Genomic DNA, 21,814 nt, shown 5'->3' with positions numbered 1-21,814 from the left:
CGTCAGGAAGTCCCGGCGGCCACCGTGATCGTGACCTGGCCGGAGGGGGCGTCCGAGGGCTGCCAGCCGTTCCTGGACGCCCGGTCCCAGCTGCTGCCCTCAACGCCGACCTCCGTCACGGACAGGGATTTCGCGTTGGCCACGGCCCACTGCGCCACGGCCCAGGCCTGGCTGCCGCTCGCCTCCAGCACCACGGTGCTGCCGTCGGCCGTTGCCGGTACGTTCCCGAACGCCGCTGTCAGTTCGTCGACGACCGTCTGGACGTCACCGGCCTGTTCAGGCGACTTGAGGGTGCAGTCCAGTGCTGCGGCAGACTGGCCGGTCAGGGCGGACGCGAAGACCCGGCCCATGTCCTCGTGTTCGGCGTAGGCCTGCGGGTACGCAGAACGCTGGACCTGCTGTGCGGCGGCGGTGATTTCCAGCGATTCGTACTCCGGGATCTTCACCAAGGCGTCGTAGAACGCCCCGCTCGCATAATACGGGTCCATCACCTGTTCCTCGGTGCCCCAGCCCTGCGAGGGACGCTGCTGGAACAGTCCGCGCGAGTCCGGCCCGGCATGGTCGCCGTGCCCGATGTTGCGCAGCTTGGATTCCTGCATGGCAGTGGCCAGGGCGATGCTCGCCGCCCGCGGGGGCAGCCCGCGGCGCACGGCGACCGCTGTTATCAGGGCCGCATTGGCCGCCTGGTCGGTGGCCAGGTCGGCTTTGCGCGACCCGACGGCGGCGGTGCACTTTTCGGCAATCAGCGTTTCCGAGCGTTGGATAAAGGCCACGGCCGTGTAAACGCCGCCGGCAATAAGTGCCAGAGCCAGCCCCAGCACTAGCAGGCGGCGCAGGCCACGTCTCCGTGACACGAAGTTACTCCCTCACGCCCTGGACGGGCCGGTTGACTTCTGCAGGCGGACGGAATCAGTTGGCGTGGAGTGCCTCGTTGAGTTCCACGGTCTGCCCCTTGCGGGGGAGTACCTCCACCGCACCGGTCGAGGAATTCCGGCGGAACAGCAGGTTGGGCACGCCGGAGAGCTCAACGGCCTTCACCACGCGGGTGGTGTCCTCGCCGTCGGCGTCCTTCGGACCGATCACGCGGACGCGCGTGCCGGCCGTGACGTACAGGCCGGCTTCGACCACGGAGTCGTCGCCGATGCTGATTCCGACGCCGGAGTTGGCGCCCAGCAGCACGCGCTGGCCGAGGGAGATCTTTTCCTTTCCGCCGCCGGAGAGGGTGCCCATGATGGACGCGCCGCCGCCGACGTCGGTGCCGTCGCCGGTGACGACGCCTGCGGAGATGCGGCCTTCCACCATGGAGGTGCCCAGGGTGCCGGCGTTGAAGTTCACGAAGCCCTCGTGCATGACCGTGGTGCCTTCGGCCAGGTGGGCGCCAAGGCGGACGCGGTCGGCGTCGGCGATCCGGACCCCTGCGGGCACCACGTAGTCCACCATGCGCGGGAACTTGTCCACGCCGTAGACCGTCACGGCGCCGCGCTTGCGCAGCTTGGCCCGGGTCAGCTCGAAGCCGTCGACGGCAGCCGGGCCGAAGTTCGTCCAGACGACATTGGGGAGCTTGCCGAAGATGCCGTCCAGGTTGATGGTGTTGGGTTGGACCAGCCGGTGCGAAAGCAGGTGCAGGCGGAGGTAGGCGTCCGCAGTGTCGGCGGGGGCTTCGTCAAGGTGCACCTGGACGAAAACGACCTGCTGCTCGGTGCCGCGGTCGGTGTCAGTGCCGGCTGCGGCGATCTCGGCAAGCACGGGATCCGCGCTCTCCACATTCCGAAGGGTGTCCGCTGCGGTTCCGAGGGACGGCGCCGGGAACCAGACGTCCAGCACAGTGGCCTCGCCGTTGCGGGTGGAAATGGTGGCCACACCGTAGCCGTAGGCGGAGCGGGCGTCGGCGGACGCGGAATTGTCAGCGGGCACGGCGGAAGCAGCAGCGGTTTCAGTCATGCCACCAGTCTATCGAGAGGGAGGCTCAGGTCTCGAACTAGACTGTCATCGTGACTGCTCAAACTGCCTCTGTCCGCCTGGATCTCCGCCAGGACGTCGCCCTCCTCACCGCTGCGCTCATCGACATCAACAGCGTTTCGGCCAACGAGAAGGAGCTGGCCGACGCCGTCGAACATGCCCTGCGGAAGATTCCGCAGCTTACCGTGGTCCGGGACGGCGACTCCATCATTGCCCGGACCGCCCTTGGCCGCCCTGAACGGGTCATCCTGGCCGGGCACCTGGATACGGTGCCTCTCCCCACCACCGAGGGGGCCCTCGGCACTGTTCCCTCGTTCTGGCCGTCCGGCGCACCCGGGGAAGGGCTGCTGTACGGCCGCGGCACCACGGACATGAAGGGCGGCGTCGCGGTGCAGCTGGCGCTGGCGGCCACAATGTTCGACGGCGGCGCGGAACCGGGCAAGGACGTCACCTTCGTGTTCTACGACCACGAGGAAGTGGAAGCGGTGAAGAGCGGCCTGGGGCGGCTGGTCCGCAACCACGGCGGCCTCCTGGACGGCGACTTTGCCATCCTGCTCGAGCCGACGCACGGAACGGTGGAAGGCGGGTGCAACGGCACCATGCGGTTCGAAGCAACCACCATCGGTGAAGCAGCACACTCCGCCCGGGCATGGATGGGAAGCAACGCCATCCATGCCGCCGCCCCCATCCTCGCCAGACTGGCCGCCTACGAACCGGCCACCATCAACGTGGACGGCCTGGACTACCGGGAAAGCCTCAACGCGGTGAAAATCAACGGAGGCACCGCCGGCAACGTCATTCCTGACCGCTGCGTGGTGGAAATCAACTACCGCTTCGCTCCGGACAAGACTCCGGACCAGGCCGAAGCCCACGTCCGCGAACTCCTCGACGGGTTCGACGTCGTCAAGACGGACAGCGCGGCCGGCGCGCGGCCGGGGCTGAACCATCCGGCGGCCGCATCCTTTGTGGCCGCCGTCGGTGCCGAGCCCAAGCCGAAGTACGGCTGGACCGACGTCGCACGCTTCAGCGAACTGGGTATTCCGGCGGTCAACTTCGGCCCGGGCGACCCCCTGCTGGCGCACAAGGACAATGAGCACGTTGACGCCGATGCGGTCCGCGAATGCCTGAGGGCGCTCCGGACGTGGCTGGCCAACTAGCCAGGACCAAGTCCCGGCAAGCAGGAAGGCCCTGATCTGTTGATCAGGGCCTTCCTGGTACTCGCCTTCGTTACTGCTATTTCACTTCGGCTTCAATCGGCTCAGGTTCCGCTTTGGCCACGCCGCCGGCGGCCTTCTTGGAACCGCGGCGTTCAATCCACACTGCGATCCGCGAAACGCAGATGTTGATTGCGATGTAGATCGCAGCGGCCACGAAGAAGACCGGGAACAGGAACTGCGTCCCCAGGAAGTCGGCCATGACCTGCACGGCCCGGAGCAGCTCACCGTACGCGACGATGTAACCCAGGGACGTATCCTTCAGCAGCACCACCAGCTGGGCCACGAGCGAAGGCATCATCCGGCGGACGGCCTGCGGCAGCTCAATGATCATGCGGGACTGGAAACTTGTCAGGCCAATGGTCAGGCCCGCTTCGCGCTGTCCCTTGGGCAGGGACTGGATGCCGGCGCGGATGATCTCCGCGAAGACGGCCGCGTTGTAGAGGACCAGGCCGGCCACCACTGCGATGAACTGGTTGGTGCCAAAGACCAGCAGGACGAAGAACATCATCAGGACGACGGGCATGCCGCGCAGGAATTCCAGCACGATCCGGGTGGGAATCCGGATCGCGGCGAGGTCGGAAATCCGAAGCAGGCACAGCAACAGCCCCAGGGGAAACGCGATGACGGCGGCCACGGCGGCCGCACTAAGGGTGGCGCCGATGCCGTTGCCGAGCAGCGTCCAGACGTCCGCGCGGGTGAAGATGGCCCAGCGGCGTCCCTCGAAGATGCCCTGCTGCGCCAGGGTGCTGACGATCCACGCCAACAGGCCAAGGATCAGCAGGGACCCGACTACGGAACCGATCAGTGAGACCCGGCGGGCTTTCGGCCCCGGGACGTCGTATAGAACTGAGCTCATCGGGCGATCGCCACCTTTCGTTCGACGGTGCTCGCCAGGATGCCCAGCGGAACAGTGATCAGCAGGTAGAAGAACGCCACTCCGAGGAGAACGGCCAGGACCTGGTCGCCATTGGAATTGGCGAGCTGGCGGCCGTAACCGAACAGCTCCAGGACGAAGAAGGCGCCGGCAACGGAGGAGTTTTTCACGAGCGCGATCAGGATGTTGATCAACGGCGGGATCACCGTCCGCAGTGCCTGCGGGAGAATGATCAGGGAAAGCACCTGGCCGAATTTCATGCCGATACTGCGTGCTGCCTCGGCCTGGCCGACGGGAACGCTGTTGACGCCGGAGCGCACGGCTTCGGCGATGAAGGCCGCGGTGTAGGCACTCAGGGCAATGATGGCCGCCACCTCAAACTGCTCGAATTTCACCCCGAGCCGGGGCAGGACGATTGCGGCAAAGAAGAAAGCAATGGTCAGGGGGGTGTTCCGCAGGATCTCCACGTAGGTCATGCTGAAGCCGCGGAGGGCGGCAACAGGGGAGACCCGGGCTGCGGCCAGCACGGTTCCCAGCAGGAGGGCGATGACTCCGGACACGGCGGACAGGAACAGGGTTCGGAGAAAGCCTTCCCAGTAGAGTGGCAGGTTTTCGATGATGACGTCCATAACATCCTTTGGCTGTGTGTCGCGGACGGGAGCGAAGATGGGAGGGCGGTTGCCGGAGGCGCGTTAAGCGGACTCCGGCAACCGCCGGCGTTACTTAGTAACGGTTGATGGCCGGGAGTTCCGGAGCCGTCTTGATGACGGAGCCGGCGGTGGCTTCCCATGCCTTCTTGTAGGAGCCGTCCTTGCCGAATTCCTCCAGCTGGTCGTTGATCCAGTTGCGGAAGACGGTGTCGTCCTTCTTCAGGCCGATGCCGTAGGGCTCCTTGGTGAAGGTTTCGTCCGAGGCCAGCTTGAAGGCTTCAGGTTCCTTGTCCACGAAGCCGGCAAGGATCACGTTGTCGGTGGTGATGGCCTCCACCTGCTTGTTGCGCAGCGGTTCGAGGCAGGCGGAGTATGTGGCCGCGGGAACGAGTTCCGCTCCGTACTTCTCCACGATGGTCCCGGCAGGGGTGGAACCGGTCACGGAACAGACCTTCTTGCCCTTGACGTCCTCGGGCTTCTTGATGGTGTCATTGTCCTTGTTGACCATGAGCGCCTGGCCGGCCTCGTAGTACGGCCCGGCAAAGCTAACGACCTGCTTGCGCTTGTCGTTGATGGTGTACGTGGCGATGACCAGATCCACCTTGCCCTGTTCGATGAAGGGCTCGCGGTTGGCTGAGACGGTCTCCGACCATTCGATCTTGTCCGCAGCAATGCCCAGCTTGGCGGCAATCAGCTTGCCCATCTCGACGTCGAAACCGATGGGCTTGCCGTCCAGGCCGACCTGGCCGAACAGCGGCTGGTCAAACTTTGTGCCGATCTTGATGGTGCCGGCCTTGGAGAGCTTCTCCATGGTGCTGCCTGCTGCAAAGGTGGGCTTCTCGGCCACTGACGGATTGCTGGTGGTTCCGCCCCCGCCGCCGCAGGCGCTCAGTGTCAGGGCGAGGGCTGCTGATGCTGCAACCACAAAGGACTTTCGTCGGGTCAAAAATGCCTTCATGACATTACCTTTCATTGGCGGCCACTGTGGTGGCCTGGGTGCGAACTGAGTAGGTGCGGTCTCGGGGAATCAGTGAGTGAGGAGCTTGGAGAGGAAGTCCTTGGCGCGGTTGCTCTGCGGGTTCGTGAAGAACTCCTCAGGCGTCGCGTCCTCGACGATCTGGCCGTCGGCCATGAACACCACGCGGTCGGCGGCCTTGCGGGCAAAGCCCATCTCGTGGGTGACCACGATCATGGTCATGCCTTCCTTGGCCAGCTGGATCATGACGTCAAGGACTTCATTGATCATTTCCGGGTCAAGCGCGGACGTGGGCTCATCGAAGAGCATGACTTTCGGCTTCATGGCAAGGGCCCGGGCAATCGCCACGCGCTGCTGCTGGCCGCCGGAAAGCTGCGCCGGGAGCTTGGGTGCCTGGTGTCCCACACCGACACGCTCCAGCAGCGCCATGGCGTCCTTGTCCGCCTGCGCCTTGGGCACACCCTTGACCTTGATGGGCCCCAGGGTGACGTTTTCCAGGATGGTTTTGTGAGCGAAGAGGTTAAAGGACTGGAACACCATGCCGACGTCGGCACGCAGTTTGGCGAGTTCCTTGCCCTCCTCCGGGAGCTCCTTGCCGTCGATGGCAATCTTGCCGTCGTCGATGGTCTCCAGGCGGTTGATGGCCCGGCAGAGTGTGGACTTACCGGAACCGGAGGGTCCGATGACCACAACAACTTCGCCCTTGCGGACGTTCAGGTTGATGTCCTTCAGTACGTGCAGCTGGCCGTAGTGCTTATTCACGGCTTTCAGGGAGACGAGAGCTTCGCCGGGCACTTGAGTAGTCATAAGAGAGAATCTAGCGAACATTAGCGGGATATGACGGCAATCACTCCAACTTCCTGCAGATCGTGATTCAAGAGATACCTGCAGGTCAGCGCCCCGGTTGCCCTCTGCAACTGGATCGGACGCGCCGGACAGTCGGGCTTGGAGAACCGCGCTAGCCTTGGTGGATGAGTACCGATCCGCACCCTTCTCCAACTCCAGTACCTCCCATTGCCACCCGTCACAAGGGTCCGCTGGAGCTGCGTCGAAAGCAGGCGGCAGTGGAGATGTCGGACCAGCACCTGCTGGACACGAAGGGGCCCGGCCAGTTCGTCCACACTGACCCGTGGCGGGTGCTCAGAATCCAGAGTGAGTTCGTGGAAGGCTTCGGTGCACTGGCGGACCTCGGGCCCGCCGTCAGCGTGTTCGGCTCCGCACGCACCAAGCCGGGCTCCGTCTACTACGAACTGGGCGTTGAAGTGGGCCGCAAACTGGCCGAAGCCGGCGTGGCCGTAATTACCGGCGGCGGGCCGGGTTCCATGGAGGCGGCCAACAAAGGCGCCGTCCAGGGCAACGGCGTCTCCGTGGGTCTCGGCATCGAGCTTCCCTTCGAACAGGGCCTCAACCAGTGGGTGGACCTCGGGATCAACTTCCGCTACTTCTTCGCCCGGAAAACCATGTTCGTAAAATACGCCCAGGGATTCATTGTGCTCCCCGGCGGCCTGGGCACCCTGGACGAGCTCTTCGAAGCCATGGTCCTGGTGCAGACCAAGAAGGTGACGTCCTTCCCCATCGTCCTGCTGGGCACCGCTTTCTGGGGGCCCATGCTCGACTGGATCAGGGGCACCCTGGTGGAAGACGGGATGATCTCCGAGAAGGACCTCGGGCTCATCCAGGTTGTCGATGAGCCGGCGCACGCGGTGGACCTCGTCATCCACGGTGCCATCCGTCCGTCGCCGGAAACCAGTGCAGCCAACGGCACTGGCGGGCCGAACGGTAACCAGCGGCCGGAATAGCGGGCGGGCCGGCGTCTGGCACGATGGATCCTGTGAGTTTCTTCCTGATATTCCTCGCCATCGCACTGATCGGCGCCGCGCTCTTCTTCGGAGCAGATTTTACGTCCGGCATCTTCCGGCGCCGGCATTCCGGAGGCCCTGCGCTGCTGGACGGATTCGACGAGCCGGTGGCCTCGCTGCCGCCGGTGCTGCTCCCTGCCGACGCTGCACCGGCCGACGTCGACCGGATCCGGTTTGCTTTGGGCCTGCGGGGCTACCGCATGGACCAGGTCGATCAGGTGCTGGATGAACTCCGTGACCAGCTGGCCGCGAAGGACCGTGAAATTGAGCGGTTGCGGGCGGAACTTCGCGCGCCGGCGCAGCCGGGGGAGAGCGGGCCTTGAGCAGAGCGGGCACTTCCAGCGGCCGCGTGGGGCAGGACCGAAACCCGGGACTGAACGGCCTGGTGCGAATGAAAGTTGCGTCCGCTGCCGCCCGCGCCAGCACCTGGCCGTGGTGGGCGCAGGTGGCAGGCGTCTACGTTGCGGCGCGGGCCGTCAGTGCCTGCATCTTCATGGCGGCCGCCCTGCATCAGGGCGCCAACCCGTGGTTACCCGCGAAACCCGACTACTGGAACTTCATTAATATCTGGGATGCCCGCTGGTACGGCGAGGTGCTCCGGAGCGGATATCCAAGCCAGCTGCCCGTGGACGAAAGCGGAAACGTCCAGGAGAACGCCTGGGCCTTCTATGGGCTGTTTCCGATGCTTGGGCGGGCGTTGTCGGCCATGACCGGGATGGACCCCGCACTGGCCCTCACGTTCATTGCAATGGCTTCCGGGCTGGGGGCCGCCCTGGTGGTGTACCGCCTTTTCCGGCAGAAAGCCGGCCACCGCACGGCCATGTGGGCCGTGGTCTTTTTTTCCACCTTCCCCGTCGCTGCCGTGCTCCAGGTTCCGTATGCCGAATCGCTGAACCTCCTGCTGCTGGCGTCGGCACTGCTCCTGGTGATGCAACGGCGGTATCTGTGGGCAATGCCGGTGGTGGTCCTCATGTGTCTGTCCAGGCCAACGGGGGTTCCGTTCGCGGCGATGGTGTGCGGGCTGCTCGCATACCGGCTGTGGCTGCGGAACCGTCCTGCCGCCCCGGGCAGCCAGGCGGCACGGCACAGTGCCCGGGACCTCGTTGCGTTGGCGGCCCTGGCCGCAGTCAGCGGGATAAGCGCCCTGATCTGGCCCGCCATCGCCTGGGCAGTGACCGGCGATCCCGCTGCCTATACCAAAACGGAGACCGTCTGGCGCGGCCACGACCTTGTGCCGTTCAAGCCCTGGTTCGACACGGGCATCCAGCTTTTTGGCCCGGTGCTGGGGGTGCTGGCTCCCTTTGTCTTTGTTGCCGTCTTCGGGCTTGCCATGACGTCCCCGCCCGTGGTGGCGCTGGGGGCTGAGCTGCGGCTCTGGTGCGTCTGCTACATGGGCTACCTGCTCGTGTTCCTGCACCCGCAGACCAGCACCTTCCGCATGCTGCTGCCGCTGTTTCCGCTGGCCCTGGGCGCAGCACTGCTATCCCGATCCCGGGCCTACCGGGGGACGGTGGTCACCATGTTCGTGCTGCTCCAGATTGTCTGGATCGTCTGGCTGTGGGCCTGGGCCGAACTGCCAGGCGGGGGAGACTATCCGCCGTGAGGCGGCCGTCAGCGGGCCATGGGCCGGGCACGGGTGCTATGACGCACGGCACAGCGGGCCGCAATTTTCCAAGCGATGAAGAAAATCCATCAATTAGCTACAGGCGGGTAATTACAGGATAATAGGGGTTAAGCATGAACAAATTGCATTCAGCACTGTTCAGCCATGGCGGTAGCTGGTAGGCCGCCATGGGGGCTTGATTGACGACGCGGCCACAGCCCGCCCGGGCTGGTAGGTCCTGGGACTATTGGAGGGGATTTTCCTCATGGCGGCTATGAAACCACGCACCGGCGACGGCCCTATGGAAGTAACCAAAGAGGGCCGCAGCTTGATTATGCGTGTGCCGCTCGAAGGCGGGGGGCGGCTTGTGGTCGAACTCAACGCGGCGGAGGCGGCAAACCTTAAGGAATGCCTCGTCGGCGTTACCGAATAGATTTGCTGGGGCGGGGTCCGCGGCCGTAAGGCTGCGGGCCCCGCCTTATTTTTTAACCGCTACCAGCAGTCCGTCGCCGGTGGGCAGCATTGCCGAAGCCAGGCGGTCGTCGTCGCGGATGGACTTGCCCACCTGGCGCAGCACCGCCGTGGTGGAATCGCGGGCAGCCGGGTTGGCCACCCGGTCCTTGTCCAGGGCGTCGTTGATGATCAGCAGCCCGCCGCGCTTCAGCAGCCGGATGGCTTGCTCGACGTACCCGGGGATGCCCGGCTTGTCCGCATCGACGAACACCAGGTCGTAGGCGCTGTCGGTCAGCCGGGGCAGGACGTCGCCGGCGCGGCCGGAAATTGTGCGGGTGCGGTTGGCAGGGCTTCCTGCTTCCTGGAATGCCTCCCGCGCCGCCCTGAGGTGTTCAACATCCACATCAATGGTGGTCAGCACCGCCTGGGGGCCGAGTCCGCGAAGCAGGCATACACCGGAGACGCCCGCCCCGGTTCCGATTTCCACTGCTGTCTGCGCCTTGGAGGCTGCCGCCAATACGGTGAGAACCGCTCCCACGCCCGGTCCCACCGGAGTCACGCCCAGCTCAAAGGAACGCTCCCGAGCATGCAGCAGTACTTCGTCCTCGGCAGGCAGATCTTCTGCATAGGACCAGCTCGTGGACTTATCGGCGCTCATGAGGATTCGCTTTCTGGGCGGCAGGGGATTGTTCCTATCAGCGTACTGTGTCAGGCGGTGCCGGGCCCGGAGGTGGCGGTGCGGCAGGCTGTGGCTTTCCGCCGATGTGACGGGAACCACCCTTTTCGGGCCGGCCGGTGGCGCGGGTGGTTCCGCCCAAGGCTGAAGCCCCGCAATAGTCAGGAAATTCCCAGCCAACTTTGAAATGATGGAAATCCGCTCATCCAGGAGGTGATCGGCGCCGAAGCACTGGTGTCAGCACCATCCAGGCGTTAGTTCCATCCACGAGGGGAGTGGACGATGTCAGCATCAGTTGTGGCACCTGTCCCGGCAATTGAAGATTCAGTGGCCCGGCCGGACGCCGAGTGGGTCAGGCCAACCTGGGAGGAAGTGGTCACGAACCACTCCGCCAAGGTCTACCGCCTTGCCTACCGTTTGACCGGCAATAAGTACGACGCCGAGGACCTCACCCAGGAGGTGTTCGTCCGGGTGTTCCGGTCGCTGGAGAACTTCAAGCCCGGCACGCTCGACGGCTGGCTGCACCGCATCACCACGAACCTCTTCCTTGACCAGGCGCGGCGCAAGAGCCGCATCCGCTTCGACGCCCTCGCTGATGACGCCGAATCGCGGCTGCCAGGCCGCGAGCCCGGTCCGGAACAGAGCTTTGAATTCAACAACCTGGACCTCGACGTGCAGGCCGCCCTTGAAGAACTGCCGCCGGACTTCCGGGCCGCCGTCGTGCTTTGTGACCTTGAGGGCCTGTCCTACGACGAGGTGGCCGAGGCACTGGGAGTCAAGCTCGGAACCGTGCGGTCCCGTATCCACCGCGGCCGGACCATGCTCCGCGAAAAGCTGGCCCACCGTGATCCCCGCTCCCGCCAGTCCCTCAAGCCGCGGCTCAAGCTGCCGCGCATCGCCGGCATCCTCTGATCGGCTCCATGGGTCAGCTGAGAAAACTGCTGCGTGGCCTTGGAGGCAACTGTACGCGCGGACTCCTGCCGCGAGGTAAGCGCGGCCGCAGCTCAAAGCACATAGAATCCTGCCCGGAATGCACGTCGATTCAGTGGCGTGAGCGCCAGTATCTTGAGCGCCTGCGCAGCGCGTCCATCCCGGCCGCGAGCGAGGACTTCACAGCCAGGCTGTTGGCCAGGACGCAGCAGCTTGCGTCCGAGCCGGCCGGTTCAGCTGCCGGCCATGCCGGGCACCGACGTTCGCCCGCGGGGTTCCCGGCGCTCCGCGCGCTGGGCATCGCAGCGGGCGGGGCCCTGGCCGCGGCCGGGGTGGTCACCGGCGCTGCGTACTTCCTGGCCGGTGACCCCCGCCCCGTCGCCGACGGCACCCCTGCCACGTGGTCCCAGCAGCACGAGGCAGCTTTCGGACTTCAACCGCCGGCCGGCAGCGCGTCCCCCGGGTCCGACGGCATGCTGACGTCCACAGACCTTGAGGGACTCCGCACGCAGGGGTGGTCGTGCCCGGAGCTTCGCGACATGGGGTTCCACGTGCTCTGGGCGCGGCACGAAACCGTCGCGGGACAGGCAGTCCTGGAATTGCGGCTCACTGACGGCACGCACTTTGCCACCGTCCTCGAACAGCATTCGCAGCCCGTGCCCGCTGACGGCGCACAACCCGCCGTGCCGCTGTCATCACCCACGAACATCCTGACAGGCCGTCCTGCCGAGGCCGACGGGTTCGTGCGTGCGCCTGGGGGCGCTGCTGCCGGCAATGCCGCAGGCGGAGCGGTGTGGATCAATGCTTCTGCCCCGTGGCGGGCCATTTACCAGGCTCCGGGCGTGACCTTCACCTACATCTCGGATCTTCCTGCTGACTCCGCCGATGACGGCGTGGCAGAACTGGTTCGCTCGGGTTCCACCACCCCAGTGCGCAGCCCCGGGGTCCCCGCGTCCGGAACGGCCGGCAGCGCCGTGCCCGGCACGGAAAGCGTGCCCGCCGCGGAAGGCCTGCCCGCCAGGCTGCAGCGCGGTCTCGGGCGCATCGTGGAGCTTTTTACCCCATGAGCCGTCCACCCGGAGCGGCCTTCGCTGTGCGGCCCGCGTCAGAATCGTCACCACTGTGCCGGAGAGGGTAATCTTCCTAAGGTGTTTGGAATCAACGGTCCGGAGTTTCTTCTTCTGCTGATCATCGGGGTCCTGGTGATCGGCCCCAGCCGGCTGCCCGAATACACCCAGAAACTGGCGAACCTGGTCAAGGAAGTCCGCCGGATGGCGTCCGGCGCCCGGGAGCAGATCAAGGACGAAGTCGGCATCGACATCGACGAGGTCGACTGGAAGAAATACGACCCCCGCCAGTACGATCCCCGCCGGATCATCAAGGAAGCCCTGCTCGACGACGACACCAAGCCTGTCAGTGCCGGGGCGCCGGCTGCGGTCGCGGCAGTTGCCTCCGCCTCCGCGGCATCCTACGCGGAAGAGCGGCCGGCGCGCGTCATCGAACGGCTGCCCGAGGGTGAGCCTGCCCCGTTCGACTCCGAGGCTACCTGAGCCGGGATTTCGACAGGCTCAATCAGCGGGCTCCATCACCGGGTTAGACACGTCTAATCACGGGGCACAGGCTCCATCACCTGGGCTGGAGGCCCAGCTTCATCCCCGTCAGGCCCCGCGGCTTTGCCGCCAGCTTGTCCGCGATTCCCGTCAGCGCCCTGGCCGCCGGGGTCTCGGGCCGTCCCAGCACGATCGGTTCGCCGGCGTCGCCACCTTCGCGCAACAGGATGTCCAGCGGAATCTGGCCCAAAAGCGGCACATCAGTGCCGACAGTCGCGCTCAGGCGCTCGGCGAGGACAGCGCCGCCGCCGCTGCCAAACAGTTCCATCCTGCCGCCGTCGGGCATTTCCAGGTAGGACATGTTCTCCACAATCCCGGCCACGGACTGGCCCGTCTGTGTGGCTATGGCACCTGCCCGTTCGGCGACGTCGGCGGCTGCGGCCTGGGGTGTGGTCACCACCAGGATCTGGGCCTTGGGAAGCAGCTGCGCCACGGAGATGGCGATGTCCCCGGTGCCCGGAGGCAGGTCGAGGAACAGCGCGTCCAGGTCGCCGAAGTAGACGTCGGTGAGGAACTGTTCAAGGGCGCGGTGGAGCATCGGCCCGCGCCAGGCCACCGGCTGGTTGCCCTTGACGAACATTCCGATGGAAATGACCTTCACCCCGTACGCGACCGGCGGCAGGATCATGTCGTCCACGCGGGTGGGGGCCTGGTCGATGCCCATCAGAGCAGGTACCGAGAACCCGTACACGTCGGCGTCGATGATGCCGACGCGGAGCCCCTGGGCAGCCATGGCGCAGGCGAGATTCACCGTGACGGAGGACTTGCCCACTCCGCCCTTGCCGCTGGCCACTGCAAACACTTTCGTGAGGGACCCGGGCTGGTTGAACGGGATGCCGCGCTGGCCGCCCGGTCCGCGGAGCTTTTCCTTCAGCGCGTCCCGCTGTTCCTGCGTCATGACTTTGAGCTCGACGTCGACGGCCCTCACGCCGGGGACCGCAGACAGCGCGGCCTCGGAGTCCGCGGTGATGGTGCCGCGCAGCGGACACCCGGAAATGGTGAGCAGCACGACGAGCCGGACCCGGCCGTCGTCGTCGATCTCCACCGAGTCCACCATGCCAAGTTCGGTGATGGGGCGGCGCAGTTCGGGGTCGATGACTGTGGCCAGTGCAGCGTCCACTGCCTGGGCCAGGGGGGTGCTCATGCGGTCAGTGCTCAGCTTTCGGGGGTGTTGAGGTGCGCGGGGTTGCCGGGCTTGTCCGGCTTGACCCGGGGGATCTGCTGGGTGCGGGGGTTGCGCTGCTTGTCGCGCCGCTCCTTCAGTTTCTCCTTGACTTTGTCCTTGGGGGATTCGTGGCTGCCCGCCCCGGAGGGATCGTGCGTGCGGAGTTCCTCCTGTGCCTCCAGCATGTCCTCCAGGAGGCTGCGAAGTTCGGCGCGGACGTAGTCGCGGGTCGCAACTTCGCGCAGTGCGATGCGCAGCGACGCCAGTTCCCTGGTGAGGTACTCGGTGTCGGACAGGTTGCGTTCCGCGCGCTGGCGGTCCTGTTGCAGCGACACGCGGTCGCGGTCATCCTGCCGGTTCTGGGCCAGCAGGAGCAGCGGAGCCGCGTACGAGGCCTGGAGCGACAGCATCAGGGTCAGCAAGGTGAAGCCGAGCTCCCGGGAGTCGAACTGCCACGTCAGGGGCGCCCAGGTGTTCCAGGCCAGCCACACCACGACGAAAATGGTCATGTAGACGAGGAACTGCGGCGTGCCCATAAAGCGGGCGAAGCCTTCCGTGGCGTGGCCGAAGGCGTCTGGATTGGGAGAGAACTTGGGCAGGATCCGCTGGCGTCCGCTCAGCGGCGTGTCCAGGCCGGCGGTGATCTTGGCTCCGGGACGGTGTCCGGGGTTCCTCGGTGAGCTGAGATCAGCCAATGCGGCCTCCAAGTTTCCTTATCGGGGCGTCATCATCGTGGGCCCGCCAGTCATCCGGGAGCAGATGGTCCAGCACATCGTCAACAGTCACCGCCCCGACAAGCCGGCCGTCGCTGTTGACGACGGGGAGTGAGTTCAGGTTGTAGGTGGCCAGGGTGCGGGCCACCTCGCTGATGTGCGCCTGGTCCGAGACAGGCTCCAGGTTCTTGTCCACCAGGTTTCCGAGCGGCTCGGGCGGCGGGTAGCGAAGGAGCTGCTGGATGTGGACCACACCGAGGAACCGCCCCGTGGGCGTTTCCAGCGGCGGACGGGCAATGAAGATCGACGACGCGAGGGCAGGTGAGAGCTCCTCCCGCCGGACGTGGGCGAGGGCTTCGGCCACCGTGGCTTCGGGAGGGAGGATCACCGGGACAGGCGTCATGAGTCCGCCGGCGGTGTCCTCGTCGTATTCCAGGAGCCGCCGGACGTCCTCGGCCCCTTCGGGTTCCATGAGCTGGAGCAGTTCCTCGGCCTGGGCCGACGGGAGTTCGGCGAGGAGGTCGGCGGCGTCGTCCGGGTCCATCTCTTCGAGGACGTCGGCGGCGCGGTTGACGTCGAGGGCGGACAGGATTTCCACCTGGTCGCCTTCGGGCATCTCCTGCAGGACGTCGGCGAGCCGTTCATCCTGCAGTTCGCTGGCCACTTCGAAGCGGCGTTTGTCGCTCATTTCCTGCAGCGCTTCGGCGAAGTCGGCCGGTTTCAGGTCCTCATGCGTGGCCACGAACTGGGTGGCGGCCTGGGGCTCCGTCCTGGCGCCCTGCAGGGCATCCGCCCAGTCGATGATCATGGTCTCGTTGCGGCGGAGCCGGCTCAGCGGCGAGAGGGAGTGGCCGCGGCGCACGAACAGTTTGCTGACGAACCAGTCGCCGGAACGGTGCCGGTCCATGGCGATGTCCTCGATGGTGGCGTCGCCGCTGCCGTCCGCCAGGGTGACGCGCCGGTCGAACATTTCGGCCACCACCAGCGTTTCGGCCCCGCGCTGTTCGAAGCGGCGCAGGTTCACCAGGCCGGTGCAGATGACCTGGGTCTGGTCGATTGAGGTAATCCTGGTCATGGGGACGAACACCCGCTTCTTGCCGGGTACTTCCACCACGATGCCCACCACGTGGGGAGCGCCCCTGGTGCCGCGGGAGAGCACAACGACATCGCGCAGCCTGCCCAGCCGGTCGCCCAGGGGGTCGAAGACATCCAGTCCGAGAAGGCGCGCAACAAACACCCGCGAAAGATTTGTGCTCACTTGTACAGGCTACCGAGTCTGCTCTCTTTTAGCTGAATTTCAGCTTGCACACAGCCGGATGGGCAAGAATGGAGGTATGTCAAACATTTTTGGTGCTCCCAAGGCCGGTGTCCCGAACGGGCCGGATGAATTCCGCACGGTTCCGGCCGGGGACACCGTCGGTTCGTACACCTCCTACTTGGACGCCCAGAAGGCGGTGGACTACCTCGCGGATCAGCAGTTCCCCGTCCAGCTGGTGTCCATCGTGGGCAACGACCTGAAAATGGTGGAGCGCGTTACCGGGCGGCTCAGCTACCCCCGGGTCGCGTTGTCGGGCGCGCTGAGCGGCATGTGGTTCGGCTTGTTCGTCGGCGTCATGCTGTCCTTCTTCTCGCCGACCGGCGGCTATTTCTCGATTGTGACCTCGGTGCTCATGGGCGCGGCGTTCTTTATGCTCTTCGGCATTGTTACGTACGCGACGCAGCGCGGGAAGCGTGACTTCACGTCCACGAGCCAGGTGGTGGCGACCAACTACGACGTCGTGGTGGCCTTTGAGGCTTCCCATGAGGCCCGGCGCATGCTGCAGCAGCTGCCCATGACCACCTCGGACGCGTCTGCCGGGTCTGCTTCCTACGGCCAGGGGGGCTATCAGAACCAGCCGTTCCAGCAGCCCGGGCACCAGCACGGTCCGCAGCAGGGGCCGCAGCGGCCCGCAGGCTGGAACGACCCCTACGGCCAGAGGACCCCGGAGGCTGGGAACCAGCCGGCCGCGGGCGCCCATGCGGCCGCCGGAGCGGCAACCCAGGGGCCGCAGGCCCCTTCCGAAGAACACCCCCAGCACCGGGCCGCGCCGCCGGCCGCGGTGCGTTACCCGGACCTCCCTGACGGCCGGCCGCAGTACGGGGTGCGCGTGACCGACGCGCCCCAGCGTGAGGGCGGCGCCAAGCACGAGCCGGCTGAGGGCGACACTCAGCACTAGCGCGGAAAAGCCAAAGGCCTCCGTCCGGACGATCCGGACGGAGGCCTTTGTGTCTCCGGCTTACGGCTTCTTGGGTCTACGCGTGGTCGGCTTCCTGGTAGATGCCCGCCATCCAGGACTCGACGTCGTCGGCCTTGCGGGGGAGCGCCGCGCTGAGGTTGACCGGTCCGTCTGCCGTCATCAGGATGTCGTCCTCGATCCGGACGCCGATGCCGCGGTACTCCGCGGGAATCGCGAGATCCTCGTTCTTGAAGTACAGGCCGGGTTCGATGGTGAACACCATTCCCGGCGTGAGGACGCCGTCCAGGTAGAGCTCCCGCTTGGCCTGGGCGCAGTCATGCACGTCGAGGCCCAGGTGGTGGCTGGTGCCGTGCGGCATCCAGCGGCGGTGCTGCTGGCCCTCGGGGCTGATGGCCTCCTCGACGGACACGGGCAGCAGGCCCCATTCGGCAAGCCGTTCGGCCAGTACGGTGGTGGCGGCCGTGTGGATGTCGCGGAACTTGGTCCCGGGCCGGGCTGCGGCGAAGCCGGCATCCGCTGCGTCCAGGACGGCTTCGTAGACCTTCCGCTGGATGTCGCTGAACGTGCCGTTGGCGGGCAGGGTGCGGGTGACGTCGGCGGTGTAGAGGGAATCAGCCTCAACGCCTGCATCCAGCAGCAGCAGTTCGCCGGCGTTGACTTTGCCCGTGTTCCGCGTCCAGTGCAGGACGGTGGCGTTGTTGCCCGAAGCGGCGATGGTGTCATAGCCGAGCTCGTTGCCCTCTTCCCGGGCACGGGCGAAGAAAGCGCCTTCGACGACCCGTTCGCCGCGCTGGTGCGTCAGCGCGCGGGGCAGCGCCTTGACCACCTCGGCAAACCCTTCCACCGTGGCCGCCACCGCAATCTTCATCTGCTCGATTTCCCAGGAGTCCTTGAGCAGCCGGAGCTCGGAGAGGGCTTCCGTGAGCTTCTCATCGAGGGCATCCAGCACGCCCAGGTCCAGGTTGTCCGGGTCCTTGGCCGTGTTGTAGCGGGCCGTGTCCACGAGGGCGTCGATGTTCTCGTCCACCTTGCGCACCAGGCGGATGGAAATGCCGCCGATTTCGGGGGCGCCCACGTTCTTGGTGATGGCGAGTTCGAGCTGGTCGATGTGGGCCGTGGCGAGGCCCAGCCTCCGCTCGAACTCAGCGAGCGTGGGGCGGGCGCCGATCCAGAATTCGCCGGAGCGGGAGTCTGCATAGAACTGTTCGGTGTCCCGGCCGGCCAGCGGCCGGAAGTACAGCGTGGCGCGGTGGTTCCCGCCGTCGTCGCCCTTTCCTTCTTCAACAGGTTCCAGGATCAGCACGGCATCGGGCTCATGGTCCAGGCCCAGGCCGGTCAGGTGCGCGAAGCCGGAGTGCGGCCGGAAGCGGTAGTCGCAGTCATTGGAGCGGACCTTCAGCGGCCCGGCGGGGACCACCAGGCGTTCGCCTTTGAACAGGCCCGAAATGGCGCGACGCCGGGCGGCGGCGTGGTCGGCCACGGCATCCCGATCGGGGAGCTCTTGTGCCGCGGGCGCCCAGTTGCTGGCCATAAAGGCCTTGAAGGCGTCGGAACTGGGCCGCTGCGAGCGGTTGTTGACGCGCTCTTCGAGGGGCTGGGTAGCTGTCGTTTCACCGTTGTAGGTGTTGTCTGCATCGTTCACCGTCCCATCGTCTCACCAGCGGCGTGGCCGGGGCCACCGAGCACTGCGCCGGCCACCGGCCGGTACCGCACCGGCCACCCGCGGCGGGCATCTACTAGGCTGGGCAAGTGAGGATTGATCTGCATGCGCACTCGAACGTTTCCGACGGCACGGAGCCGCCTGCAACGGTGATGGCGTCCGCCGCAGCGGCGGGCCTGGACGTGGTGGCCCTGACCGACCACGATTCCACCGACGGCTGGGCCGAGGCCTCGCTCGCGGCCCGGGCCGAAGGGATTGCGCTCGTGCCGGGCATGGAAGTCTCCTGCCGGACCGACGAAGGGATCAGCGTCCATCTCCTCAGTTATCTCCATGATCCGTCGCACCCGGGCCTGCTGGAGGAAATCACCAAGGCCAAGGACGCCCGCCTCACCCGGGCCGAACGCATGGTCACCCTCCTGGCCGAGGACTACCCGCTGACCTGGGACGACGTCATCCACCACGTAGCACCCGGCGCTACGCTCGGCCGGCCGCACATTGCCGACGCCCTGGTGGCCGCCGGAGTGGTCGCAGACCGGACCGAAGCCTTCGCCTCGATCCTGACCTCCCATTCCCGGTACTACGTCCAGCACTACGCCCCGCATCCGGCCGTCGCCGTGGCCCTGGTCCGGGCGGCGGGCGGCGTGCCGGTGTTTGCCCACCCGGTGGCGTCCGCACGCGGCCGTGTGGTGGGCAGGCGCACGTACCTGGAAATGATCGACGCCGGACTGGCGGGACTGGAGATCGAGCACCGCGACAATCCGGAAGACGGCCGGGCCTACCTCCGGACGCTTGCCGAGGAACATGGCCTGCTGATCACGGGCTCCTCCGACTACCACGGCACCGGCAAGCCCAACCTGCTGGGCGAGAACCTGACCTCGCCCGAGGTCCTGGCGAGGATCGAAGAGCAGGCGACCGGAACCGCCGTCGTGCGTCCGTGATGTGACCCGAGAATCCCAAGTAGGTAGCAGCAGGTGTCGTTTTGGAGGCTCAAAACGACACCTGCTGCGACCTAGTTGGGCGGGAAGGACGTGAACGTGGCCTGGGCGCTGAGGCGCTTGGTCATCACGTCGATGGCGGGCTGGTTCTGGTCCACGCAGACGAATTTCCGGCCGAGCTTGGCGGCCACCGCGCCCAGGGTGCCGGAGCCCGCGAAGAAGTCCAGGCACCAGTCGCCCGGCCGGCTTGAAGCAGCCACGACGCGGCGGATCAGGCCCTCGGGCTTCTGCGTCGGGTAGCCGGTCTTTTCCTTGCCGGTGGGGGAGACGATGGTGTGCCACCAGACGTCCGTGGGCAGCTTGCCGAGCTCCCGCTTTTCCGGAGTCACCAGCCCGGGCGCCATGTAGGGTTCGCGGTCCACTTCAGCGCTGTCGAAGTGGTACTTGGACGGGTTTTTGACGTACACCAGAATGTTGTCGTGCTTGGTGGGCCAGCGGAACTTGGCACGGGCGCCGTAGTCGTAGGCCCAGATGATTTCGTTCAGGAAGCATTCGCGGCCGAAGATGGCGTCCAGCATCACCTTGGCGTAGTGCACTTCCCGGTAGTCCAGGTGGAGGTAGAGGGTGCCGTCGTCGGCCAGCAGCCGCCACGCTTCCACGAGCCTGGGTTCCAGGAACGACCAGTAGTCGCTGAAGGCGTCGTCGTATTTGTGCAGGGCGCCTTTGATCGTGTCATAGGAGCGGCCCTTGAAACCCACGCGGTCGCCGCCGCCGTCCGCGTTCCGCACCATGGTGGTCTGCTGCCGGCTCTGGGCGCGGCCGGTGTTGAACGGCGGGTCGACGTAGATGAGTGTGAAGGCGCCGTCCGGCAGCGTGGGGAGGTACTCGGCGTTGTCCGCGTGTACCACCAGGTTGCTGCCGTCCGGCGCCCAGACGGTGTCAGTCATTGAGGGGGTTAGGCCTCGGCGCCGCTTGGTTGCGAGTCGCCGCCGGCAACCACCTCGCCGTTGCGGCGGCGGGTGCGGGTCCGGCGCCGGGCCCGGGTTGCCCGGTCCACCTCGGCCGGGGCGCTGGCTGAAGCTGCCCGTGCCGAGACGGGGGCCTGGGCCGGAGCCTCGGCCGGGGCGGCGGCGTCCGTTTCGGCGGGACGACGGCGGCGCTCACCCGAGCGTCCGCCGGCTTCGGCTCCACTGCGGCGCGGGGTCCTGCTGCCGGTGCGGCCGCTGTCGCGCCCGCCTCCGGTGTTTCCGCCACGGGCGGTGTCCCGGCCGCTGTCCCTGGAGCTGCTGCGCCCCGGCTTCTTGCCGGTCTCGCCCAGGTCCTCCAGGACTTCGGCGTCGACGCCGGCAAGGACGCGCTTGTCGCGGGGCAGGCGGCCCTTGGTGCCTTCGGGGATGTCCAGCTCTTCGTAGAGGTGCGGCGAGGAGGAGTAGGTTTCCACCGGCTCCGGGTAGCTCAGGCCCAGCGCCTTGTTGATCAGGCCCCAGCGGGGCATGTCGTCCCAGTCAACGAAGGTCACAGCAGTGCCCTTGTTGCCGGCGCGGCCGGTGCGGCCCACGCGGTGCAGGTAGATCTTTTCGTCCTCCACGCACTGGTAGTTGATCACGTGCGTGACGTCGTCGACGTCGATGCCGCGGGCGGCGACGTCGGTGGCCACCAGGACGTCAACCTTGTTGTTGCGGAAGGCACGCAGTGCCTGTTCGCGGGCGCCCTGGCCGAGATCGCCGTGGATGGCGGCGGCGGCGAAGCCGCGGTCCACCAGTTCCTCGGCCACCTTGGCGGCGGTGCGCTTGGTCTTGGTGAAGATGATGGTGCGGCCGCGTCCGCGGGCCTGCAGGATTCGGGCGACGACCTCGACCTTGTCCATGCTGTGGGCGCGGTAGATCAGCTGGCGGATGTCGCGCTTGGTGAGGCCCTCGTCGTCCGGGTCAGCAGCACGGATGTGGGTGGGCTGGGTCATGTAGCGGCGGGCCATGGCGATGACCGGGCCGGGCATGGTGGCCGAGAACAGCAGGGTCTGGCGGACGGCCGGGGTTCCGGCGATCAGCGTCTCGACGTCCGGCAGGAAGCCGAGGTCCAGCATTTCGTCGGCCTCATCGAGGATGACGATCTTGACGTTCTTCAGGCTCAGGTGCTTCTGCTTGTACAGGTCGATCAGGCGGCCGGGGGTACCGACAACAACTTCGACGCCCTTTTGCAGGGCTTCCACCTGCGGCTCATAGGCGCGGCCGCCGTAGATGGTGGCAATGCGGGCATTGCGCTTCTTCGCAGCATTTTCCAGGTCCTTGGCCACCTGG

The 21,814-nt window shown here is 66.4% G+C and carries 23 protein-coding genes; 10 read left to right on the top strand and 13 right to left on the bottom strand.

Annotated elements, in window-relative coordinates; all coding sequences use genetic code 11:
- Positions 1-2: 2 nt before the first annotated feature.
- Both BS38_RS0102855 and dapD read right to left on the bottom strand, forming a co-directional pair.
- Positions 3-854 (bottom strand): hypothetical protein, encoded by an 852-nt coding sequence (locus BS38_RS0102855; RefSeq protein ID WP_028269439.1) that lies wholly within the window; start codon positions 852-854, stop codon positions 3-5.
- Positions 855-909: 55 nt separating this feature from the next.
- On the bottom strand, positions 910-1,941 hold the full coding sequence (dapD, locus tag BS38_RS0102850; protein ID WP_028269438.1) for a 2,3,4,5-tetrahydropyridine-2,6-dicarboxylate N-succinyltransferase: 1,032 nt from the start codon (positions 1,939-1,941) through the stop codon (positions 910-912).
- A gap of 50 nt (positions 1,942-1,991) precedes the next feature.
- Between dapD and dapE the strand changes: the two genes are divergently transcribed.
- Complete coding sequence (dapE, locus tag BS38_RS0102845) at positions 1,992-3,116, top strand: succinyl-diaminopimelate desuccinylase (RefSeq protein ID WP_028269437.1); 1,125 nt, start codon at positions 1,992-1,994, stop codon at positions 3,114-3,116.
- Positions 3,117-3,192: 76 nt separating this feature from the next.
- Here dapE and BS38_RS0102840 read toward each other — a convergent pair whose 3' ends face one another.
- From BS38_RS0102840 to BS38_RS0102825, 4 genes are all read right to left on the bottom strand, one after another.
- Positions 3,193-4,032, bottom strand: a complete 840-nt coding sequence (locus BS38_RS0102840) for an amino acid ABC transporter permease (protein WP_028269436.1) — start codon at positions 4,030-4,032, stop codon at positions 3,193-3,195.
- Positions 4,029-4,679, bottom strand: a complete 651-nt coding sequence (locus tag BS38_RS0102835; RefSeq protein WP_028269435.1) for an amino acid ABC transporter permease — start codon at positions 4,677-4,679, stop codon at positions 4,029-4,031. Before BS38_RS0102835 ends, BS38_RS0102840 begins: the two co-directional genes overlap by 4 nt.
- 94 nt (positions 4,680-4,773) lie before the next feature.
- Positions 4,774-5,658 carry a glutamate ABC transporter substrate-binding protein gene (locus BS38_RS0102830; protein WP_028269434.1) on the bottom strand — a complete coding sequence of 295 codons (885 nt, stop codon included), beginning with the start codon at positions 5,656-5,658 and terminating at the stop codon, positions 4,774-4,776.
- Positions 5,659-5,727: 69 nt separating this feature from the next.
- Positions 5,728-6,483, bottom strand: a complete 756-nt coding sequence (locus BS38_RS0102825) for an amino acid ABC transporter ATP-binding protein (protein WP_028269433.1) — start codon at positions 6,481-6,483, stop codon at positions 5,728-5,730.
- A gap of 164 nt (positions 6,484-6,647) precedes the next feature.
- On the opposite strand from BS38_RS0102825, the gene BS38_RS0102820 reads away from it, so the two are divergent.
- The 4 genes from BS38_RS0102820 to BS38_RS26635 all read left to right on the top strand — a co-directional run bounded on the left by BS38_RS0102820 (position 6,648) and on the right by BS38_RS26635 (position 9,571).
- A complete protein-coding gene (locus BS38_RS0102820) occupies positions 6,648-7,475 on the top strand; it encodes a TIGR00730 family Rossman fold protein (protein WP_028269432.1) in 828 nt (275 codons plus the stop codon).
- Positions 7,476-7,498: 23 nt separating this feature from the next.
- A complete protein-coding gene (locus BS38_RS0102815; RefSeq protein ID WP_028269431.1) occupies positions 7,499-7,858 on the top strand; it encodes a DivIVA domain-containing protein in 360 nt (119 codons plus the stop codon).
- 68 nt (positions 7,859-7,926) lie between these two features.
- Positions 7,927-9,138, top strand: coding sequence for a hypothetical protein (locus BS38_RS0102810; protein ID WP_051628698.1), 1,212 nt, complete (start codon positions 7,927-7,929; stop codon positions 9,136-9,138).
- A gap of 265 nt (positions 9,139-9,403) precedes the next feature.
- Positions 9,404-9,571 (top strand): DUF3117 domain-containing protein, encoded by a 168-nt coding sequence (locus tag BS38_RS26635; protein WP_009357720.1) that lies wholly within the window; start codon positions 9,404-9,406, stop codon positions 9,569-9,571.
- 45 nt (positions 9,572-9,616) lie between these two features.
- Here the strand turns inward: BS38_RS26635 and BS38_RS0102800 are convergent, their stop codons facing one another.
- Positions 9,617-10,249, bottom strand: a complete 633-nt coding sequence (locus BS38_RS0102800; RefSeq protein WP_028269429.1) for an O-methyltransferase — start codon at positions 10,247-10,249, stop codon at positions 9,617-9,619.
- A gap of 300 nt (positions 10,250-10,549) precedes the next feature.
- On the opposite strand from BS38_RS0102800, the gene sigE reads away from it, so the two are divergent.
- The 3 genes from sigE to BS38_RS0102785 all read left to right on the top strand — a co-directional run bounded on the left by sigE (position 10,550) and on the right by BS38_RS0102785 (position 12,747).
- Complete coding sequence (gene sigE, locus BS38_RS0102795) at positions 10,550-11,179, top strand: RNA polymerase sigma factor SigE (RefSeq protein ID WP_028269428.1); 630 nt, start codon at positions 10,550-10,552, stop codon at positions 11,177-11,179.
- Positions 11,180-11,391: 212 nt separating this feature from the next.
- Entirely contained in the window at positions 11,392-12,264 is an 873-nt protein-coding gene (locus tag BS38_RS0102790) for a hypothetical protein (RefSeq protein ID WP_051628697.1), read from the top strand.
- Positions 12,265-12,345: 81 nt separating this feature from the next.
- Positions 12,346-12,747: a protein translocase TatA gene (locus BS38_RS0102785; RefSeq protein WP_028269426.1), complete on the top strand. Its 402-nt coding sequence runs from the start codon at positions 12,346-12,348 to the stop codon at positions 12,745-12,747.
- Between the two features lie 76 nt (positions 12,748-12,823).
- On the opposite strand, the gene BS38_RS0102780 is transcribed toward BS38_RS0102785, so the two are convergent.
- Genes BS38_RS0102780 through BS38_RS0102770 form a run of 3 tightly spaced genes read right to left on the bottom strand, consistent with a single transcriptional unit; the run spans position 12,824 to position 15,943 of the window.
- On the bottom strand, positions 12,824-13,951 hold the full coding sequence (locus tag BS38_RS0102780) for an Mrp/NBP35 family ATP-binding protein (RefSeq protein ID WP_028269425.1): 1,128 nt from the start codon (positions 13,949-13,951) through the stop codon (positions 12,824-12,826).
- Between the two features lie 11 nt (positions 13,952-13,962).
- Positions 13,963-14,679, bottom strand: a complete 717-nt coding sequence (locus BS38_RS0102775; protein WP_028269424.1) for a DUF1003 domain-containing protein — start codon at positions 14,677-14,679, stop codon at positions 13,963-13,965.
- Entirely contained in the window at positions 14,660-15,943 is a 1,284-nt protein-coding gene (locus BS38_RS0102770; RefSeq protein ID WP_028269423.1) for a magnesium transporter MgtE N-terminal domain-containing protein, read from the bottom strand. The genes BS38_RS0102775 and BS38_RS0102770 overlap by 20 nt, the downstream gene beginning before the upstream one ends.
- Positions 15,944-16,019: 76 nt before the next feature.
- Between BS38_RS0102770 and BS38_RS0102765 the strand changes: the two genes are divergently transcribed.
- Positions 16,020-16,901 carry a general stress protein gene (locus tag BS38_RS0102765; RefSeq protein ID WP_197024886.1) on the top strand — a complete coding sequence of 294 codons (882 nt, stop codon included), beginning with the start codon at positions 16,020-16,022 and terminating at the stop codon, positions 16,899-16,901.
- A 76-nt stretch (positions 16,902-16,977) separates the two neighbouring features.
- Here BS38_RS0102765 and BS38_RS0102760 read toward each other — a convergent pair whose 3' ends face one another.
- On the bottom strand, positions 16,978-18,564 hold the full coding sequence (locus tag BS38_RS0102760; protein ID WP_028269421.1) for an aminopeptidase P family protein: 1,587 nt from the start codon (positions 18,562-18,564) through the stop codon (positions 16,978-16,980).
- Between the two features lie 107 nt (positions 18,565-18,671).
- Here BS38_RS0102760 and BS38_RS0102755 point away from each other — a divergent pair, with 107 nt between their 5' ends.
- Positions 18,672-19,520, top strand: coding sequence for a PHP domain-containing protein (locus BS38_RS0102755; protein WP_028269420.1), 849 nt, complete (start codon positions 18,672-18,674; stop codon positions 19,518-19,520).
- Between the two features lie 71 nt (positions 19,521-19,591).
- Here BS38_RS0102755 and BS38_RS0102750 read toward each other — a convergent pair whose 3' ends face one another.
- Both BS38_RS0102750 and BS38_RS0102745 read right to left on the bottom strand, forming a co-directional pair.
- The gene (locus tag BS38_RS0102750; protein WP_028269419.1) at positions 19,592-20,464 is read right to left on the bottom strand and encodes a DNA-methyltransferase; all 873 of its coding nucleotides are present in this window, start codon (positions 20,462-20,464) and stop codon (positions 19,592-19,594) included.
- A gap of 8 nt (positions 20,465-20,472) precedes the next feature.
- The coding region (locus BS38_RS0102745) for a DEAD/DEAH box helicase (protein WP_028269418.1) at positions 20,473-21,814 on the bottom strand (1,342 nt) is incomplete at its 5' end.

The organism is Arthrobacter sp. UNC362MFTsu5.1 (assembly GCF_000685965.1).
In the GTDB taxonomy this organism is placed as follows: domain Bacteria; phylum Actinomycetota; class Actinomycetes; order Actinomycetales; family Micrococcaceae; genus Arthrobacter.
The sequence above is the reverse complement of the archived record's forward strand: the minus strand, read 5'-3'. Positions and strand labels throughout refer to the sequence as shown.